20 protein-coding genes are annotated in these 18,930 nt (G+C 36.9%); 17 read left to right on the forward strand and 3 right to left on the reverse strand.

The window, feature by feature from the left end; all coding sequences use genetic code 11:
* Nucleotides 1–199 (forward strand): LPXTG cell wall anchor domain-containing protein (locus tag JCM9152_RS09325; protein ID WP_035343529.1); only part of this gene is annotated, 199 nt, incomplete at its 5' end.
* A 69-nt stretch (nt 200–268) separates the two neighbouring features.
* Here JCM9152_RS09325 and JCM9152_RS09330 read toward each other — a convergent pair.
* Entirely contained in the window at nt 269–1,126 is an 858-nt protein-coding gene (locus JCM9152_RS09330) for a metallophosphoesterase (protein ID WP_035343531.1), read from the reverse strand.
* A gap of 168 nt (nt 1,127–1,294) precedes the next feature.
* Here JCM9152_RS09330 and JCM9152_RS09335 point away from each other — a divergent pair, with 168 nt between their 5' ends.
* The 12 genes from JCM9152_RS09335 (at nt 1,295) to deoC (ending at nt 14,279) form a co-directional block, all read left to right on the forward strand.
* Nucleotides 1,295–2,125 carry a sugar phosphate isomerase/epimerase family protein gene (locus tag JCM9152_RS09335; protein ID WP_035343533.1) on the forward strand — a complete coding sequence of 277 codons (831 nt, stop codon included), beginning with the start codon at nt 1,295–1,297 and terminating at the stop codon, nt 2,123–2,125.
* A 178-nt stretch (nt 2,126–2,303) separates the two neighbouring features.
* On the forward strand, nt 2,304–4,601 hold the full coding sequence (locus JCM9152_RS09340; RefSeq protein ID WP_035343535.1) for an AraC family transcriptional regulator: 2,298 nt from the start codon (nt 2,304–2,306) through the stop codon (nt 4,599–4,601).
* A gap of 447 nt (nt 4,602–5,048) precedes the next feature.
* Nucleotides 5,049–6,605: an extracellular solute-binding protein gene (locus tag JCM9152_RS09345; RefSeq protein ID WP_081727967.1), complete on the forward strand. Its 1,557-nt coding sequence runs from the start codon at nt 5,049–5,051 to the stop codon at nt 6,603–6,605.
* A 348-nt stretch (nt 6,606–6,953) separates the two neighbouring features.
* Complete coding sequence (locus JCM9152_RS09350) at nt 6,954–7,850, forward strand: ABC transporter permease (RefSeq protein WP_439644201.1); 897 nt, start codon at nt 6,954–6,956, stop codon at nt 7,848–7,850.
* 14 nt (nt 7,851–7,864) lie between these two features.
* The gene (locus JCM9152_RS09355) at nt 7,865–8,740 is read left to right on the forward strand and encodes a carbohydrate ABC transporter permease (RefSeq protein ID WP_035343540.1); all 876 of its coding nucleotides are present in this window, start codon (nt 7,865–7,867) and stop codon (nt 8,738–8,740) included.
* A 23-nt stretch (nt 8,741–8,763) separates the two neighbouring features.
* Nucleotides 8,764–9,885 carry a prenyltransferase/squalene oxidase repeat-containing protein gene (locus JCM9152_RS09360; protein WP_052015808.1) on the forward strand — a complete coding sequence of 374 codons (1,122 nt, stop codon included), beginning with the start codon at nt 8,764–8,766 and terminating at the stop codon, nt 9,883–9,885.
* 24 nt (nt 9,886–9,909) lie between these two features.
* Entirely contained in the window at nt 9,910–11,106 is a 1,197-nt protein-coding gene (locus tag JCM9152_RS09365; RefSeq protein WP_052015810.1) for an MFS transporter, read from the forward strand.
* 16 nt (nt 11,107–11,122) lie between these two features.
* Nucleotides 11,123–11,275 carry a cupin domain-containing protein gene (locus tag JCM9152_RS24025; protein ID WP_369384549.1) on the forward strand — a complete coding sequence of 51 codons (153 nt, stop codon included), beginning with the start codon at nt 11,123–11,125 and terminating at the stop codon, nt 11,273–11,275.
* 20 nt (nt 11,276–11,295) lie between these two features.
* Nucleotides 11,296–11,457, forward strand: coding sequence for a cupin domain-containing protein (locus JCM9152_RS24030; RefSeq protein WP_369384550.1), 162 nt, complete (start codon nt 11,296–11,298; stop codon nt 11,455–11,457).
* Nucleotides 11,457–12,551, forward strand: coding sequence for a glycoside hydrolase family 88/105 protein (locus JCM9152_RS09375; RefSeq protein WP_035343542.1), 1,095 nt, complete (start codon nt 11,457–11,459; stop codon nt 12,549–12,551). Before JCM9152_RS24030 ends, JCM9152_RS09375 begins: the two co-directional genes overlap by 1 nt.
* A gap of 84 nt (nt 12,552–12,635) precedes the next feature.
* Nucleotides 12,636–13,226: a YesL family protein gene (locus tag JCM9152_RS09380; RefSeq protein ID WP_268870718.1), complete on the forward strand. Its 591-nt coding sequence runs from the start codon at nt 12,636–12,638 to the stop codon at nt 13,224–13,226.
* Between the two features lie 372 nt (nt 13,227–13,598).
* Nucleotides 13,599–14,279 carry a deoxyribose-phosphate aldolase gene (gene deoC / locus JCM9152_RS09385; RefSeq protein ID WP_035343546.1) on the forward strand — a complete coding sequence of 227 codons (681 nt, stop codon included), beginning with the start codon at nt 13,599–13,601 and terminating at the stop codon, nt 14,277–14,279.
* Between the two features lie 72 nt (nt 14,280–14,351).
* Here the strand turns inward: deoC and JCM9152_RS09390 are convergent, their stop codons facing one another.
* A complete protein-coding gene (locus JCM9152_RS09390) occupies nt 14,352–14,753 on the reverse strand; it encodes a MarR family winged helix-turn-helix transcriptional regulator (RefSeq protein ID WP_304503390.1) in 402 nt (133 codons plus the stop codon).
* Between the two features lie 237 nt (nt 14,754–14,990).
* Between JCM9152_RS09390 and JCM9152_RS09395 the strand changes: the two genes are divergently transcribed.
* The gene (locus JCM9152_RS09395) at nt 14,991–15,539 is read left to right on the forward strand and encodes a hypothetical protein (protein WP_035343550.1); all 549 of its coding nucleotides are present in this window, start codon (nt 14,991–14,993) and stop codon (nt 15,537–15,539) included.
* 50 nt (nt 15,540–15,589) lie between these two features.
* Here the strand turns inward: JCM9152_RS09395 and JCM9152_RS09400 are convergent, their stop codons facing one another.
* Complete coding sequence (locus JCM9152_RS09400) at nt 15,590–16,513, reverse strand: Na/Pi symporter (RefSeq protein ID WP_035343552.1); 924 nt, start codon at nt 16,511–16,513, stop codon at nt 15,590–15,592.
* A gap of 184 nt (nt 16,514–16,697) precedes the next feature.
* Between JCM9152_RS09400 and rpsU the strand changes: the two genes are divergently transcribed.
* The 3 genes from rpsU (at nt 16,698) to JCM9152_RS09415 (ending at nt 18,917) form a co-directional block, all read left to right on the forward strand.
* Nucleotides 16,698–16,871: a 30S ribosomal protein S21 gene (gene rpsU / locus JCM9152_RS09405; RefSeq protein WP_003323311.1), complete on the forward strand. Its 174-nt coding sequence runs from the start codon at nt 16,698–16,700 to the stop codon at nt 16,869–16,871.
* A 14-nt stretch (nt 16,872–16,885) separates the two neighbouring features.
* Entirely contained in the window at nt 16,886–17,329 is a 444-nt protein-coding gene (locus tag JCM9152_RS09410; protein ID WP_035343555.1) for a GatB/YqeY domain-containing protein, read from the forward strand.
* Between the two features lie 256 nt (nt 17,330–17,585).
* The gene (locus JCM9152_RS09415; RefSeq protein ID WP_035343557.1) at nt 17,586–18,917 is read left to right on the forward strand and encodes an NfeD family protein; all 1,332 of its coding nucleotides are present in this window, start codon (nt 17,586–17,588) and stop codon (nt 18,915–18,917) included.
* The last annotated feature ends 13 nt before the right edge of the window (nt 18,918–18,930 follow it).

Genomic DNA, 18,930 nt, shown 5'->3' on the forward strand with positions numbered 1-18,930 from the left:
GCCGCCACCAGGAGGAGAAGAGCCGCCACCAGGAGGAGAGGAGCCGCCACCAGGAGGAGAAGAGCCGCCATTAGGAGATAGTAAAGATCCTCTACCTGATACGGCAACTAATCTATATCAGTTCCTATTAATTGGAATCTCTTTATTGTTCGTTGGTGGTATTGTCTACTTATTTAAAAGAAGAAAACAAGAGCAATAAAGATTAAGGTCACGCGCCTAATGTTTAAGAGTAGAGCTTGGAATAAAAACCAAGCTCTACAGCTATATTCTAGTTCGTAATAGATTTCAGTGTAACGACTACGATTTCTGGTCGATTAAATAGACGAAATGGAATCACACTATTTCCAAGACCTCTATTGACAATCATGGTCGTATCGTCTAGTACATGTTCTCCAGAAGTATATTTCGGTAAAAAGCCTTGATTAGGAGCAACCAGTCCCCCAATAAAAGGAATTCTCATTTGTCCACCATGTGCATGTCCAGAGAAAACTAAATCAAAATCATATGTTGAATAAAGCGGTATCATTTCTGGACGATGAGCTAATAAAATTTGAAAATGCTTAGCTTCGAGTTCATTAATGGCTTCTAAAATAAACATTTCTGTGATAGTACGCTCTGAATCATTCCCCTTTGTGTGTGCTGGATCATCAATACCAATAATTTGAATAATATCCTGATTGTTCATTAGCTCAACAACTGAATTTCTCATTACATGAACACCTATATTGACTAATGAATTCTCCAATGATTCAAAATTACCAGCCCACCATTCATGGTTCCCTGTTACAAAATAAGTAGGAGCTATTTGCACTAATCCCTCTATTAATAGAAGGCTAGGTGTGTTATTATCCTTTTTTGAATCAACTAAATCTCCTGTAAATACAATTAAATCTGGATTCGCATTATTGACTTTTTCGAGTAAAACTTGTTGGTCATTTGAAAAGCTTTTATTGTGAAGATCTGATAATTGGACAATGGTGAATTCGTTAAAGCCGATCGGAATTTTTTCGGACTGAACCTGGATTTGAGTAACGACAAGGGAGTTGTTTTGAACATGAAAGAAAATAATGAATAAACAAAGAAGGCTAATGATAAGAAAAAATATAAACATTCGATTCTTTTTCAATTTCTCACCTCAGTTAAAGTTTTGGAACTTTAAAATAATATTTATTATAAAGAAAAGATCATTATCCTTTCAATTAAATGTTTAAAGTATGATAGATTGACAAACAAATGAGATAGCGCTTACTATAAAACTAACAACGTTGTTAGTTTAGAATGAGGAGGAATTGAGATGACGGTAGGAGCACTAGCTCATTTATTTGGAACACACACGTATAAAGAATTGGCTCAAACATTAGGGGAGTACAGGATTAAGCATGTGCAATTAGCCATTTGGAAAGCATTTAATGACTATGATTTCACAAAACCTGGACTATTAAATCCCGGACTCGTTCGAAATATAAAAAAAGAATTTGACAAAAACGAAGTGGACATCTCGATTATTGCATCCTATTTACACTTATTTGATGAAAATGAAGACGCTCATCGAACCTTTTTACAACGATATAAAGAATTAATTCGCTATGCATCAATGTTTGGTGCACCAATGATTGCGACTGAAGTGGGAAGACCTCAATCGAATGGGGATTATGAAAAGGATTGGGATAAGCTCTATCATTCGTTAGTTGAATTAGTTAAAGAAGCTGAGCAGTGGGGAATCATTGTAGGGCTTGAAGCTGCACATGGTCATTTAATAGGGTCAGCACGAACATTAAAACAAATGCTAGATGATTTAAATAGTTCTCAAGTTGGTGTTGTTCTTGACCTTGGGAACTTATTAACACAAGAAAACTATCAACAACAAGATGAAGTGATTGAAGAAGCGTTTGAATTATTAGGAAAGCATATTGTTGCGTGTCATGCGAAGGACCGCTTCCTAGATGAGCAAGGGATTTTACGAGAAACATCACCAGGATTAGGATTGCTAAATTATGATTTATTTTTGCAACGATTGCATCAATATAAGCCAGAATGTCATATTGTTATTGAGCATACAGAGCCAGAGGATATGAATAGAGCGGTTCAATTTATCGAACAAAAGCGAGCTCAGTTTGCGAAATAATTATGTTAAGTCTATTTCTAGTTAATCCTAGGAGTAGGCTTTCCTTCTTCTACTAATCAGTTCAAAAACATCTATCATCCAATTGGTTGGAATGTGTTATAATAATCTACATATTATGTAAAAGATTCGTCGTTTTTAGAAATGTAAACCCTTACAAAAAGTGAAGGGAGGGAAGCAGTTGAAAAACCAAAGCTTATTAACAAAGCTTATCGTATTTGCAAGTATCGTTAGTGTCATTCCTGTTATTATAGTAGGTGTTTTTTCGTATGTGCAGTCATCAAAACATATTCAAGAAAAAGTAAATCATGAAAAGGTACAAGTAATCCGGCAAATCCAATCTAATATTGAGCAAGTATTAGTAACCGTTCATCATAGTGTTAGCAGGTCAATTGATTCCCCCTTAATGGAATCTGTTATTAGGCGGCCATTATTGGCTGAAGACTTTTCGATCTATCGCGAATTACGACAGGAATTGAGCAATTTAAGGTCGTATGATACGAAAGTAGATGAAGTGATTCTATTAAATTTACAAGAAGATTGGATTGTTGATTATACAGGAATTTCTAGGTTGAATGAGCACCCTGATCATGAACAATTTCTTTCCTATTTGGACTTAGAACATAATACAACTTGGATTTTGTTGGAGAATGAAGAATTTGTTGAACCTATATTAGTTGGGGAATGTCCATATACGATAAGTTTAGTGAAGAAGCTTCCACCTAAATTAAGTGAAAAATACGGGTTGGCTTTTACGAATATTCCTTCTTGTAGTTTAGCAGAAATGATTAATGTCGATGAACTGTCAGATGAAGTCATGATTACAGATGAAGATTATACGATTATCGTGCATCGTGATCCCAATTTGGTTGGACAATCGTTAGTCGATACTCATTATATGGGTTCGCTAGAAGGATTTAATGAGCGATCAGGTCAATTTGATGTTTCTAACCATGATGAATCATATACGGTTACATATAATAAGTCTGATTTTAATGATTGGAATTATATTTCTTTCAACTCGATCGATGATTTAACAGAAGAAAGTAAAACGATTGGCTGGATTACGTTCTTCATGATTACGTTTATTATTTTAACTTGTAGTTTGTATATATACATCATTAGCAAAAAATTATACTCTCCAGTTAATAACCTTGTATCCTATATTGAAGAACACTTGCCAGAGCGTACGAACAATAAACGAAATGAGTTAGAATTGATTGAAGATCATATTAGTGAATTATTTTCATCTAAAACGAATTTGGAAGCTGAGCTAAAAGAACATTCACAACAAATGAAATCGGTCTTTATTAATCAATTGTTCACGGGGCATTATAAAACGAGTGAAATTAATGAGAAATTGATAAGCTTTGAATTAGAAGATTTAGTTCAATCTTGGGATCACATGGTCGTTTGTACGATTCATATTGATAACCTTGAAAAAAAAGATTATCAGTCTCATGATGTGGAAAAGATCTCATTTGCAGTGAAGAATATTGTAGAAGAAACGATTCCAGCAGATAACCGGTTACCAACGGTTTGGATGGATCAAGTGCTTATCTTATTATTAGGGTTTTCAGACGAGCAAGTTCATAAAGATCAAATATATAATTTAACTGAAACGATTCAAACGAATATCCATCAAACGTTAAAAGTATGTATTAGTATAGGTGTGAGTCGCTCATTTTCTGATATTAAGGCAGCGAAGAGAGGGTATAAAGAAGGGATAGAAGCGTTAAAGCATAGAATGACGCTTGGAACAGGTGTCATTGTACACTTCTCGTCGATGTATTCTGGAAAGCAGGCAACCATTTTCGATTATCCTAAAAGGGTTGAAGATGAGTTACTCATAGCGATTAAATTAGGTGAAGAGAAGAAAGCACATGAACAGCTCCGAATATGGATGGAAAAAGTATTTAAAAATGCTCAATCTCCAAGAGAATACCAAATATATATGATGGAACTTCTAAATAATTTATTATTGCTTAAGCAAGAAAGTCAAGTCAGCTTTGAGCAATTGGAAATATATCATGTATCTTTATATGAAGAGTTACTACAATTGAATATGAGGGTCGAGATTGAAGGTTGGTTCCAAGATAGGTTGATTCAACCTTTGATTCAAATTTTCCAAAAGCGAAAGGAATCGCAGTTTCATAATCTTTCTGAGAAAATGATTGATATGATCCACCAGCGTTATGATGAGGAAATAACGTTGGAAGAATGTGCATCGAAGCTGCATTATAATGCCAATTATTTAAGTAGTGTGTTTAAGCAAGAAACGAATCATACATTTAGTGAATATTTATCAATGTACCGATTTAAAATGGCTAAAAGGTGGCTAGTGGAAACATCGATGACAGTTAAAGAGATTGCTGATCAATTACAGTATAAAAATTCACAAAACTTTATCCGGTCCTTTAAAAAACAAGAAGATATGACACCAGGGCAATATCGTAAGAAGTATCAAAATATTTCTTAAGGAGAAATATGAGTCCAATGTAAAGGTTGAGTGTTACCTTTCATTGGGCTTTTTCGTCGTAGTAAGAACGTATATTATAAAGGTATCCGGTCATAAGGAATATCTTTGTTACGATTTATATATCCTCCATAATCATTAGATCAGATAGACGGAAAGGACTAGTGTCACAGTGTTGTAAGTGCTTACATAATGAGATGGTGATTATATGAATCATCTTCGTTATCGACTATGATCATCAGTAACAGCATGTAGCGTATGATGATTTCATGATCTAAACGGAAAGTGATGGATCATCATTACAACGTTGTTAAAATGATTGGCTGGAGGTGTATAGAGAAATAAGAATTTGGTGCTTATGAAAGAAGTCACGCTCAGGTAATACGTTTACGGAAAACAGGGTTAGATGTGTGATATGATCAAAAAAGAATATTAATTGGGGGTATACGAATGAAGTTATCTATGAAGTATATCGTAATGATTTGTACGTTTGCTCTTTTACTAATGCTGCTTGGTGCATGTAATAATGAAAGCGCTTCAAATGAGGATGCGACGCCTTCTGATAATACGGAAGATGAAGCTACGAATAATGAAGGTGAAGATTCTGGAGAGCCATATGAGTTTTCAATTATGACGAACTTACACACAGCTGAGACGCCTGATCCTAAAATACAGGAATTAATTGAGGAAATGACTGGCTATAAGCTTGATATTCAATGGGTTCCTGATAGCAACTATGATGAGCGCTTAAATACAGCTTTTGCGACTGGATCACTACCAGACGTTGTTAGAATAGGTTTTAATCAAGTAAATCAATTTAAAGACGCCATACGTAATGATCAGTTTTGGGAAATCGGACCTTATTTAGATCAATTTGAAAATTTAAGTAATTTAAATGAAGATATTATGGCTAACACGATGATCGATGGGAAAATTTATGGGATTTATCAAGGGCGGCCACTTTCAAGACAAGGAATCATTTACCGTAAAGATTGGGCTGATAATCTTGGGTTAGATGCGCCGACAACGACAGATGAATTTTTTGAAATGGTTCGTGCTTTTACTGAAGATGATCCGAATGGATCGGGTAATAATGATACGATCGGAATTGCTGATCGTAGTGACTTAATCTATGGTGGCTTCAAGACAATTGCTTCGTGGTTTGGGACACCAAATGAGTGGGGAGAAAAAGATGGGCAATTGCTCCCAGAGTTTATGTTTGATGAGTATATGGATACGTTAGACTTCTATAAAGAGATGCATTCTAATGGATATATTAATCAAGATTTTCCTGTTACAAGTAAAGACGACCAAATCGCGCTTGTCACTAATGGGACAGCAGGAGTATACGTCGGATCACTTCCTGATGTAACATCGATGAATAATGATGCTACGGCACTTAATCCTGACATTAAATTTGATGTTCAAAATTATGTAGAAGGTCCACACGGTGAATTTGGTGTTTGGGCAATACCAGGCTTTGGAGAAATCATTATTTTCTCTAAATCATCGATCGAGACGGAAGAAGACTTATTAAATATTCTAGGATTCTATGATAAGTTAGCAAGTTCAGAGGTCATTAATACTCTCTATTGGGGTGTTGAAGGTGAGCACTATGAGTTAAAGGACGGCCGAGCTGATAATACGATTGCTGAACAGCGTATCATTGATACAGAAGTAAGACCGTATTTAACATTAGAGATTGGTGAACCTGAAACCACTGGACGTTACGAGGGATACACAGATTATGAAGTGAGACAAAAGGCAGATGAGTTAGTGTTAGACAACAACAATTATCTCATCCATAACCCTGCTGTTACTCTAGATTCAGAAACGTTTATACGTGATGGTGAACGTTTAACTCAAATGATTGAAGATGCTACAGTTCGTTATATTTTAGGTCAGACTGATCGAGAAGGGTTTGATTCAGTAGTTGAAGATTGGCGAGCGCAAGGTGGAGATGCGATTATTGAAGAAATAAATGATTCCTATCAAGCTATTAACTAACATGTACCGAACATTTTAAGAGAATTGATTCGATAAGAGTCAATTCTCTTTTTATAGAAAAAATGAATCTAAGAAAAGAGTAGTTCGTCTTATAAATTTTTGCACTTGAATTAATTACCAAAAGATGCGAATAATCTTTATCTTCGATTTAGTCGAAAACCCTGATAAAACGACGATTTTCTCACGATTATGGTGAAATGATTATAGCTGTAATCTTATTTTGCGATTAAGATTACATTCAAGAAAGCGTTTACACCATTTTGTTACGAAAGGAAGATAGCTATGGAAAATCAAGTGGTTGTTGAGAAAGCGAAAGCGCCGTTGCCACCATACAACAGACGTGAAGAAATGATGAAGAATATAAGAAAGAATAAATGGATTTATTTAATGATTGCTCCAGGTATTCTTTACTTTTTTATTTACAAGTATATTCCGATGTATGGTCTTATTATTGCCTTTCAAGATTACAAGCCTTATTTAGGTATTATGGGAAGTGAGTGGGTTGGTCTTCAACATTTTGAACGTTTATTTTCAAGTCCTGATTTTTGGATGATTTTTCGAAATACACTTATTTTATTTGCTCTTCAGCTTTTTGTGTTTTTTCCGATTCCAATCATTGTGGCTTTAATGCTTAATGAGGTACGTAATCAATTTTTTAAGCGAAGTGTACAAACGTTAATTTACATTCCACACTTTATGTCTTGGGTAGTTATTGTTTCCATTAGCTTTGTCATGCTGACATTAGATGGAGGAATTATTAATTCAATTATCGAGGCAATGGGTTTTCAGAAGATTAACTTTTTAATGAATCCAGATACGTTTAGACCAATGTATATTCTGCAAGTCATATGGCGAGAGGCTGGATGGGGAACGATTATCTTCTTAGCAGCAGTGGCAGCAGTTGATCCTGAACAATATGAAGCAGCGAAAATTGATGGCGCAAATCGCATCAGACAAATATGGCACATCACATTACCTGCTATTCGAAGTGTCATTATTGTCCTATTAATATTAAAGATTGGAGATGTTCTCGAGCTTGGGTTTGAACATGTATATCTGTTATTAAATGCATCGAACCGTGAAGTAGGGGAAATATTCGATACGTATGTGTATACAGCTGGTTTAAAGCAAGGTCAGTTTAGTTATAGTACGGCGGTAGGCTTTTTCAAAGGGATTATTGGTTTAATTCTAGTAATGTTTGCTAACTGGTTATCGAAAAAAGCTGGAGAAGAAGGCGTTTATTAAGAGGAGGGCTGAAAATGGTTAAGGATCGATCTATAGGAAGTAAAATTTTCGATGCGACAAATATAACGTTATTAACGATCATCGCTTTATTATGTATATTACCATTTTTACATGTTGTCGCAGCTTCATTTACAACGAGTGCGGAATTAGCGGATAAACGATTCGTTTTAATTCCTACAGTATGGAGCTTAGATGCGTATCGTTATATTTTTTCGACTGATACGATTATGACAGCGATGATGGTATCAATAGGAGTTACAGTTGGTGGTACGATATTTAGTATGTTTTTATCGACGTTAACAGCGTATGGATTGTCTCGAAAGGATTTAGTCGGTAGAAGGTTTTTAATGTTTTTCATTGTGTTCACATTGTTATTTAACGGTGGGATGATTCCTACATTTCTCGTTGTTCAATATACCGGTTTGTTAAATTCATTAGCAGCACTTATTGTACCTGTAGCGATCAATGCTTTTAACATGATTATTTTGAAAAGCTTTTTTCAAAATCTTCCGGCGGGGCTTGAAGAGTCAGCGAAAATTGATGGCTGTAGTGACTTTGGAATATTGTTTCGAATTGTCATTCCTTGTTCGATGCCAGCCATTGCGACAATATCACTTTTTTATGCAGTAACGTATTGGAATACGTATATGCATGCCATCCTTTATTTAAGCGATTCATCAAAATGGCCGGTGCAAGTTCTTTTAAGACAGGTCGTCGTTTTGGCTAGTGGCTTGAATTATGACGGCGCTGAATTTACGAGTGTACCACCACCAGAAATTACGGTGAAGATGGCTGTCATAGTTGTAGCTACGATACCTGTTCTAGCTGTTTATCCATTTTTACAAAAGTATTTTGCCAAGGGAGCATTACTCGGTTCGATGAAAGGTTAATTCAATGAAAAGGTCGTGAGTGCATGTCAGTGATGGAGAAGCAATTAACAGAAGTCTTAGAGCAATTAGATGAGCAATATAGCGGGTTATTTAAATGGCTAGCACATCAATATGATCCGTTATCAGGAGGGTTTTATTACGCTAGAAGCTCTAAGGAGAGTGCTCGTTTTAAGCCAGATATCGAATCAACGGCTCAAGCCATTAATATACTCATTCGAAACGATGCGCTCTCCTTTTTACCGGAGGAAATCAAAAGAAAACTGATTCAATTTTTTCAACGTAAACAAGTCAAGGAAACAGGCTATTTTCTTGATAATGATCCAAAGATGGAGAAAGATGAAGTGATGGTACAACGTGCACTCGGTTATTCTGTCAATGCTTTAAAGAGGCTAGGAAGCGAGCCGTTGTATCCACTTCCTTTGAAAGCAAAGGCTGCTCCAGCTTTTACAAAATCAGTAGAAGCCTATATTGAAAAGTGGAAAAGTATTGATTTAAGCAACAGTTGGCGCGGTTGTGACTTATTAGCTACATCTTGTATTTACCTACAGGAGATGAATGAGGCGGAAAGAATACCATTTGTGAAGGCTGCGACTGATTATTTAGCATCAATTCAAGATCAACAAACTGGGTTATGGGGAGATGGAAGCTTATATGTTCGAATTTCAGGAACATTTAAGCTCCATACCTTTTACAGTAAATTCTATATCCCATTACCGAATCGTGACAAGGTTTATAAAAGCATTTTAACGTGCTTAAGGACGGAGAAGGCTATTGACATGTGCTATATTCGCAACCCTATAGATCTCCTTGTTTATCTTGATTTAGATCTTACTGATGAGGAATTGGTAGAAATTATTCAAATAACGACTAAAAACATGAGTCGATTAAAGCGAATAGATGGAGGATTTTCAAGGGAAATCGATCATTCACCAAAGGCGCCTAATGTTGCGCAAGTGAAAGAAGGAGAGTATTACCCTCATATGCCTGAACCGGTATTCTTAGGGGAAGGATTAGTGGAAGGTGATATGAATGCAAGTACACAAGCAACGCTTATTCGAATGCAATGCTATCGACTAGCTAAGAAAAAGGTGTTGCCTTTACAGGAGACTCGGGAATTCTTTAAATATGTAGAAGCCATTTTATAGAGCAGAGAGAAGTGTTGTAGAGGTATGTCATTTTTTCAAATACGTAAAGAAACAAGACTCTCAAAACAAGCTGTCTTAACATTAGTCAATCATACTATTTTTCAATTTGGGAATTCACTGTCATTAATATTTATTAATTTATATTTATGGCGCTTAACTGAAAGCTTATTGGTTAATGGTTTATTTAATGTCACGGCGATTATGGCACAAGCTGTGACGACCCTTTTAATAGGAAGTCTAGCAAAAAGAAAAGGCCACCTTGTGATGTATCGATATGGCATCTTTTTAACAGCTGCTTTCTATTTATGTGTGATCGCAACAAGGGAAAGTATGGTCGAATATTTCATATGGTTTGCATTGATTCGCGGAATGGCACAATCGACCTATTGGTTAAGTTATTTTACATTGGCTCATGAAGTATCCAATAATGAGAATCGTCACCGATATTTAGGATGGAATCAGGCGCTTATGGGTGTCGCTAATTTAATTGGTCCGGCAGCTGCAGGATATGTGATAAGTTTTCAAGATGGCTTGCTAGGCTATACGATTGTGTTCACATTCGCATTTGTCATGTTTATTCTTGCAACAATCGGAAGCTTTCAAATAAAAAAAGAAGAGTCGCATCACACACAATATTATATGAAATTGTTACCTCTTATTTTAAAGAGAGAAAAAAGGTTTGGCTATGCGCTTGTTGGTTGGTTTTTATTAGGATTTCCACAAGGGATCATGATGTATGTCCCACCGATTTTGTTATTTGTGATTTTTCCTAATGAAAGCTTTATCGGTACGATAAACGCGTTGTTTCTATCATTATCCATTCTAGCTAGTTATGTAATAGCTCGCTTTGGAAGGTTAGATCAAACTCGAACGTATTTATTCGTCTCAGCCGTTGGAATGCTCCTGGCAGCTAGCTTCTTATTTTGGGAAATTAGTATATGGACGGTTTTACTATTCATGTCTATCTATTCACTCTTTAGACCTTTACAAGCGAATACGTATGGAGTTTATTATTTCACTTGGCTTGATCGAATACCTTTGAAAACACATTTTCGAGTGGAGACGGTTGTTTTACGTGAAGCGATTATTAATGGTGGTAGAGGTTTAGGAGTCATTATTTTTATGCTATTTGCGAAGGAATTAAATCCGACAACAGTTCCGCTCGTCCTTTCATTTGTATTAGTACTACAATTGGGGGTTCCTTATTTAATTAAAAAGTGAAAAGGGGATGATTCATATGGCAATTGGTCAATGGGAAGAAGTGAATCAACTAGTGAAAAGAAAGATTCATCAACCAGGGGAAAATTTGATGGTTATGGAAGTGCATTTTCAAAAAGGTGGAATTGGTGATGAGCATGCCCATCCACATGAACAGTTAACGTATTGTTAGAAGGATTGTTTGAATTCAAGGTGGATGATCAAACAATCCTACTGAAAAAAGGTGAAACATTAACGATACCTAGTAACGCTGTTCATAGTGTTGTAGCACTAGAAAATGGCTTATTGCTTGATACATTCACACCATTACGTGAGGATTTACTTCAAACTGATCAAAATAAGGAGGTAGAATGATGAGTCAAATAGTAAAAGGTAAAAATGCACTAGAATGGGCCGTAAAAGCGAGTAAGAGTGTCATGAGTGAATATGAGCCGATTATGCTACCACCTGCTAATCGTTGGCATTATCATCAAGGTGTCTTTCTCTGTGGGGTATATCAGCTTTACTTAGAAACAGGTGACGATGCTTATTTTCATTATGTGAAGGAATACGTTGATAAATTGGTTGATGAGCAAGGTAATTTTTATTTTGAACGTGACCAATTAGACGCCATTCAACCTGGCCTGCTGCTATTACCGTTATATGAACAAACAGGCGAAGTACGTTATAAGATAGCTGCGTCTAAATTGCGTAATTTATTAAAAACGATTAACAAAACGTCAGAGGGAGGCTTTTGGCATAAGGATAAATACCCGTATCAAATGTGGTTAGATGGCTTGTATATGGCAGGTCCTTTCACAATGCAGTATGGCCAACTATTTAATGAGCCTGAGCTTGTGGATCTAGTGTTGCAGCAGGAAGCGTTAATGAGAAAGAATACGTACGACCGAGAGACAGGACTATATTTTCATGGTTGGGACGAAAGTGGAGAAACAGCTTGGAGTGTACCAGAAACGAATACAGCTCCTGAGATATGGGGACGTTCATTAGGGTGGTATGGGTTAGCAATAGTCGATCTCATCAGCTTATTACCAGAGAACCATGAAAAGAGGGGAGATTTAATCCGAGTCTTGCAAAATTTAATTGTCAACCTTGTTCGTTATCAAGATGAAGGTACAGGCATGTGGTATCAAATTATTAATAAAGGTCATCTGGAGGATAACTGGCTTGAAAGTTCTTGCTCTAGCTTGTTTGTCTACACGATTGCTAAAGCGGTTAAATGCGGATATATTGATAGAGCTTATGCAGAAAATGCAAAAAGAGGTTATGAGGGCATCGTGACTACTTATATTCAAGAAGAACCGAGTGGAAACGTTTCATTAACGGGTATATGTATCGGGACTTCCATTGGAGTGTATGAATATTATGTAAATCGAAAAACAAGTGTAAATGATTTACATGGTGTTGGGACCTTTATTTTAGCGAGTTTGCAATTAAAAGATTTATAATAAAGGAGTAGTGTGATATGGAAATGAGCGGTTTAATGGGGCGGTTTTTTTCGGATCAGTGTCTTCATCTCACGCCTCGCATATATAAATATACTATGGATAGCCTTCACACTTCTTGGTCTTGTTGTCTTTGGGTTCATGCCGGCAACAGTAGCTATGTTTGCTGTAATGAGAAAGTGGATAAATGGATCGAGTGATTTTTCAGTCTCGCGGACCTATTGGCACTATTATAAAAAAGAGTTTGTGCAAGCCAATTTGTTTGGAGTATTTTTCGTATTTATCGGTTATATCATTTATGCGAACTTTGTTATTTTGTCTGATCAAATCATCTGGATGCAAGCTATTAGGTATGTCTTACTTGTTATAACGATTATCTATTTGCTTTCTTTATTAATGTTCTTTTCGGTATACGTCCATTTTGATGTGAAACCAATAGATAAATTAAAAGTGGCGCTAATGCTTACTTTATCATATCCGCAATATATGATCTTAATGGCAGTTACGGTTGTCGCTGTGCAATATTTAGTTATGTATATTCCTGGGTTAATTCCGTTTTTTACGTGCAGTTTAATTGGATTTATGTTGACGAAAATAGCGAATATTGTCTTTCGAGTGGTCAGTGAGCGAAATATTCAAAAGGAGACTAAGAGTAAAGAGAGCGTTCAAGCTTATTAATGTGGTGGAGAGAAGCTAATTGTGTACGGAGAACAACGTTAATGAATGAGAATTCGAACCAATACGGCGGTGCAAGAATCTGCTCCTGAAATATACTTCGCTTTCCGCGGGAAGCTGCTGAGCCACCTCGTGCTACGCAAGGGCACTGAAAAAGTTTGGTTTTCAACTTTTTTGGTGCCCTACGTATATGTCATTCGCTATGTCCTTAAGATGTCCGCATTTTTTGCTAAACACTTCAACCTCTCTTTTTTTATGTTTCATGTCTCGTATTTATTATTAGAGAAGTAATTGCGTATGTTACAGTATTTTTTACAAATACTACAAGCAACTTTGTGGTATGATGAGATGAAAGACTATACATAGAGAGGACGAATGGAATTGGATCAATCAATTGCGCGATATATTGACCATACAGCTTTAAAGGCCGATGTATGCGAGAAGGACATTATTCAGCTTTGCAAAGAAGCAAAGGAATATTCTTTTGCTTCCGTTTGTGTGAATCCAACCTGGGTGAAGCTAGCTGCTCAGTTGTTGCAAGATGCGGAGGACGTAAAGGTTTGCACAGTGATTGGCTTCCCACTAGGGGCAAATACGACAGAAGTAAAAGCGTTCGAAACGAAAAATGCAGTTGAAAATGGAGCAACAGAGGTCGACATGGTTATAAATGTCGCAGCTTTAAAAAGAAAAGATAATGATTTAGTTGAACGGGACATTAGAGCTGTCGTTCATGCTACAGGTGGACATGCTTTGACAAAAGTTATTATCGAAACATGTTTATTATCAGATGAGGAGAAGCGTCGTGCGTGTGAATTAGCGGTGAAAGCTGGTGCGGATTTTGTGAAAACATCTACGGGCTTTTCAACAGGTGGTGCGACAGTTGAAGATATCCAATTAATGCGTCAAACGGTCGGACCAGAAAAAGGAGTAAAAGCATCTGGCGGTGTACGAGATTTAGAAGGTGCGAAAAAGTTGATTGAAGCAGGAGCAACAAGAATAGGTGCTAGTGCTGGCGTAGCAATCGTGAACGGTGAAAAAGGCGAATCAGCTTACTAAGAAAAAGGCGATTAGAAGATGTAGTAGTCTTCTAATCGCCTTTTACGTGTAAAAACGTATGTAGGGTTCCATTTAATAATGCTCTTTTGCGTATAAGCCAATTTTCTTTAATAATTCAATGGCTTGAAGCTTTTCTTCTTCAGATAGTCCTGCTGTGGCCTCTTTAATGACTTGTTCATGTTCGGGAAAGATTTCTTCAATAAATGAACGGCCTGCATCGGTTAATTGTGCATAAATCGTTCTTCTATCTGTTGAACAACGATTTCTTTTTAGGAACTGTTTCTTTTCTAACTTATCAATAACATAGGTTGTATTGGCATTCGATGTAAGGATTTTTTCACCGATTTGCTGGAGAGGCTTGGTTCCCTTATGATAAAGGAGTTCTAGTACGGCAAATTCAGTTGTTGTTAAGCCGTGTTTACTAATTTGTCTATCAGAATGCTTACTTAACCATATAGAAGCTCTTGAAAGCACGATAAAGAGCTTTAAAGAATTTTCGTGATTGTTTATTGATTCAGTATTAATTGAACTTCACACCTTTCTGTATCCCTTATACAGAGATAATATTCTAGTTAAGAAATAAGATCAAGACTTTTCTAAAATTAGGTAATTGTTTTATAATTCCTGTTGTCATTCATATTCTATTCATAGTTCTGAATTAAGTCGTTCATACTACTTAAAGGTAGCTAATCGATATAAGGGAGTGATGACATGGAATTATGGCTTGTAGGCATCGTCGCCATTCTAGTTGCAGCTATTGGGATGCTTGCTTACTTTTCGAAGAAGAATCCTACAGTGGCAACTATTCCAGTTCAAACAAATCAAACAGATCGACAGCTGGAAGGGGCTTATGCGGTGAAGATGAATGATTTAGAAGCGAAGCAGCAATATAATCAGATGCAAAATGAGATGGAAGCAGGTGAAGAGTTAACAACCGATGTGAACGATCAAATTCAATCAATGCAAACGACTTTACAGCAAGTGAAAATGAAATCATATCAACAACCAACAACCGTTTCTCCATCTAATCAACAGGATCAGCAGATGTTGTTACAACAGGTGAAACAGATGAATCAACAAGCTAAGCAACAGCAACAGCAATTGTATAGTCAACTACAAAAAACCGTTCAACAGACGACTCAGCTATTGAATTCAATTGATGAATCGGTTCAATCGATGGATGTCTTATCGACATTAACAGAGCAGTTAGAGCAAACGGAGCAACAATTACAACAACCTTCTAGTGAATCATCTAACTAATCAAAAAGAGCACTTCCCTTCCTATATGTGAAAGAGAAGTGCTCTTCTTGTTATGAGTGAATACGATTAATCAATGTTGCAAAGTAGTTTGCTAACGGTAATAACAGAAAGGAACAAATTGAATTAAATAACAAGCTAGCATGGGCAAGTTGTGTCATAGGGTCGGGTGTCAGTATTTGTGAAATATAGCTCAAAGCATGGATGAATGGTAAGAAAAGAAGAACACCAATGACGTTTAACCAAATATTTGCAAAGGCTACTAATCGTGCGCTTTTCCCAGAACCTAAGCTAGCAAGGTATGCGGTAATGCAAGTACCGATATTGGCACCAAGCATAATCGCAATACCAGCAGGTAAGTCTAGTATATGATCATTCATGAAGCCCATCGCGATAGCTGTCGTCGCTGTACTCGATTGTATAAATGCCGTCATAATCGTTCCTAAACCGATACCGAAAGAGAGATGTTCATTCGTTATGTGGAAGAAGGAATGAATATTTGGGATAGAAGATAGAGGATAGGCAAGTGATTCTAGACCATTCATCGCTATGAAAATACATGCTAATCCAAAGGTAGAGCAACCGAAAGAAAAAGTGATTTTTTTTGGAATGAGCAGTGATAGGAATCCCATGATCAATAACGGGATGATCATTGCAGACACATCTAATGTGAGTAATTCTGTTGTAACTGTCGTACCAATATTAGCTCCTAATATGATACCAATAGAATGGCGAAATTGTATAAAGCCTGTTGCTACTAGTCCAACAGTCATCACAATGATGGCTGAACTGCTTTGCAAAACAGCTGTAGCGACCATTCCAACGATTAAGCCTTTCCAAGGTGAATCGGTCATTTGATGGAGCCAACGCTGGAACGATTGTCCACCTAGTTGGAAGAGGCCAGTTCGCAGTACAATCATTCCAAAAAGAAAAAGAGTTATGTATACAGCTAAAAGGGAAACGAGTTCTTTAATCATGTCATCACCTCTATTAACAACTTATGGACAAAAATGAACAAGCATGACAGTAAAATCTTCATACGATGTACGCGTAAAGTTTGAGTTGACCAAAAGTTGGCTATATATTATAATTCTATAAGACGTGCATTCTATTTAAGAGGTACGTGTTGATGTTGGTTTGTTTCGGAGGGAGGGATATACAATGGCAGAGACTCGTGTTCGCAAAAACGAATCGATTGATGCTGCACTTCGTCGCTTCAAGAGATCACTCTCTAAAGAAGGAACGTTGGCTGAGGTTAAAAAGCGTAAGCACTATGAAAAGCCTAGTGTAAAACGCAAGAAGAAATCTGAAGCAGCAAGAAAGCGTAAGTTCTAAGAGAGGTGTATTCATTGAATCTTCTTGAACAATTAAATCAAGATATGAAGACTGCGATGAAGAACAAAGAAAAAGATAAACTCTCTGTAATCCGTATGGTGAAATCGTCTTTACAGAATGAGCAAATTAAGCTCGGACGCGAATTGACAGACGATGATAGCCTAACGGTGCTGAATCGCGAACTGAAACAACGCAAGGATTCCCTCCATGAGTTTGAAAAAGCAGATCGTGAAGATTTAGCTGTTAAGCTTCGTGCAGAGATTTCCATACTTGAAGAGTATATGCCTGAGCAATTATCAGAAGACGAGCTTGCGACTATTGTGAAAGATACGATAGCTGAAGTAGGGGCTTCTTCGAAGGCAGATATGGGTAAGGTTATGGGAGCAATTATGCCTAAGGTTAAAGGGAAAGCTGATGGTGGCCTTGTGAATCGTCTAGTTCAACAACATTTGTCTTAACATGACGCAATAGAGGCTATCTTATAGAACATGTAGGCTCTTAATTAATGATGAGCTTAAGAAGAAGGTGTCACCGAGTTGCTTGGTGACACCTTTTTCTTAGTATTAGTCGATGTTCGTTTGAGGTTATTTTAAGTATAATTAATGAAATGAAGAAAGTTGAGAATATTTAATCATATTTATCATTTTTGTGAAACCTATAGTAGGGAGCATTCGTATACGTTATTATGACATCAAAGAAGGGAGGGTTTAATTCATGAGAAAGCACATGTTACGTTTTTCGTTCGTTTGTATCATGATGGCCTTGTTCTTAATACCAGTGCAAGCTCTTGTTCACAGCAACAATGAGGAAGCAGGACGTCCAGTTATCTTTTTTATTCCTGTTGAGCAAACGGTTGAACGTGGCCTTGAAGCATTTATGAATCGTTCATTTGAAGCAGCTTTTGAAGCTGGAGCAGATCATATCGTATTAGAGATGAATACACCAGGTGGAGCAGTGGATGCGGCAGGAAATATTGCGAAGCTTATTCAAGATACAGATATCCCGATTACAACGTTTGTGAACCCTGACGCGATTTCAGCAGGTGCCTATATTGCGCTAAATACAGATCAGATTGTTATGCATCCAAATGCGAGTATGGGCTCTGCAGCTGTTATTGATGGAGCGGGAAATGCAGCAGATGAAAAAACACAATCTTATTGGTTGAGTCGAATGGAGGCGGCAGCACAATTAAATGGTCGTGATCCTATCTATGCGTTAGCTATGGCCGATCGAAATATTGACCTACCTGAAGTGAGAGCGCCTGAAGGAGAGCTATTAACATTAGGTGCTAATCAAGCTCTGGAAGTAAATTATGCAGAAGCTATTGCAAGTGACCGTTCGGAATTACTTGAGTTTATTGGATTAGATAATGCAATTATAGAAGATATGGAAGTTAGTTTTGCGGAGCAATTAGCACGTTTTGTGACAAATCCAATTGTGATTCCAATCTTACTGTCTATTGGCAGTTTAGGTCTAGTATTAGAGCTGTACTCACCTGGTTTTGGCGTACCTGGCATTATGGGAGCCTCTGCTTTATTGCTTTTCTTTTTTGGTCATATGATTGCAGGCTTTGCTGGCTGGGAATCGTTTATCTTATTAGGAGTCGGTTTCACGTTAATTTTAATTGAAATATTTATTCCTGGATTTGGAATATTTGGTTTACTTGGCATTGGTTCAGTTATCGGTGGAATGTTGTTAGCTTCATTTTCAATGACAAGTATGTTGATCTACATTGCGATTGCGGTTATTGTGACAGCTGTTGCAGCTGTATTGATCTTTAAATATTTTGGGTTCAGAGGGCCGATGAAGAAAATGGTCTTAACTGATTCAACTAGCAATGAAAAAGGGTACATTACAAATGAAACGAGAAAAGAGCTAGTTGGACAAATTGGTGAAACATTAACCCCCCTTCGTCCTGCGGGTTCAGCCGTTTTTGATAATGAACGGCTTGACGTTGTCAGTGAGGGAGGATATATTGAACAAGGAAGCAAAATTGAGATTGTCTATACGGCAGGCTCAAGAATTGTTGTCAGAGAAAGTAAATAATTTTTGTAGGAGG

Source organism: Halalkalibacter hemicellulosilyticusJCM 9152 (assembly GCF_000513115.1).
In the GTDB taxonomy this organism is placed as follows: Bacteria; Bacillota; Bacilli; order Bacillales; family Bacillaceae_D; genus Halalkalibacter; species Halalkalibacter hemicellulosilyticus.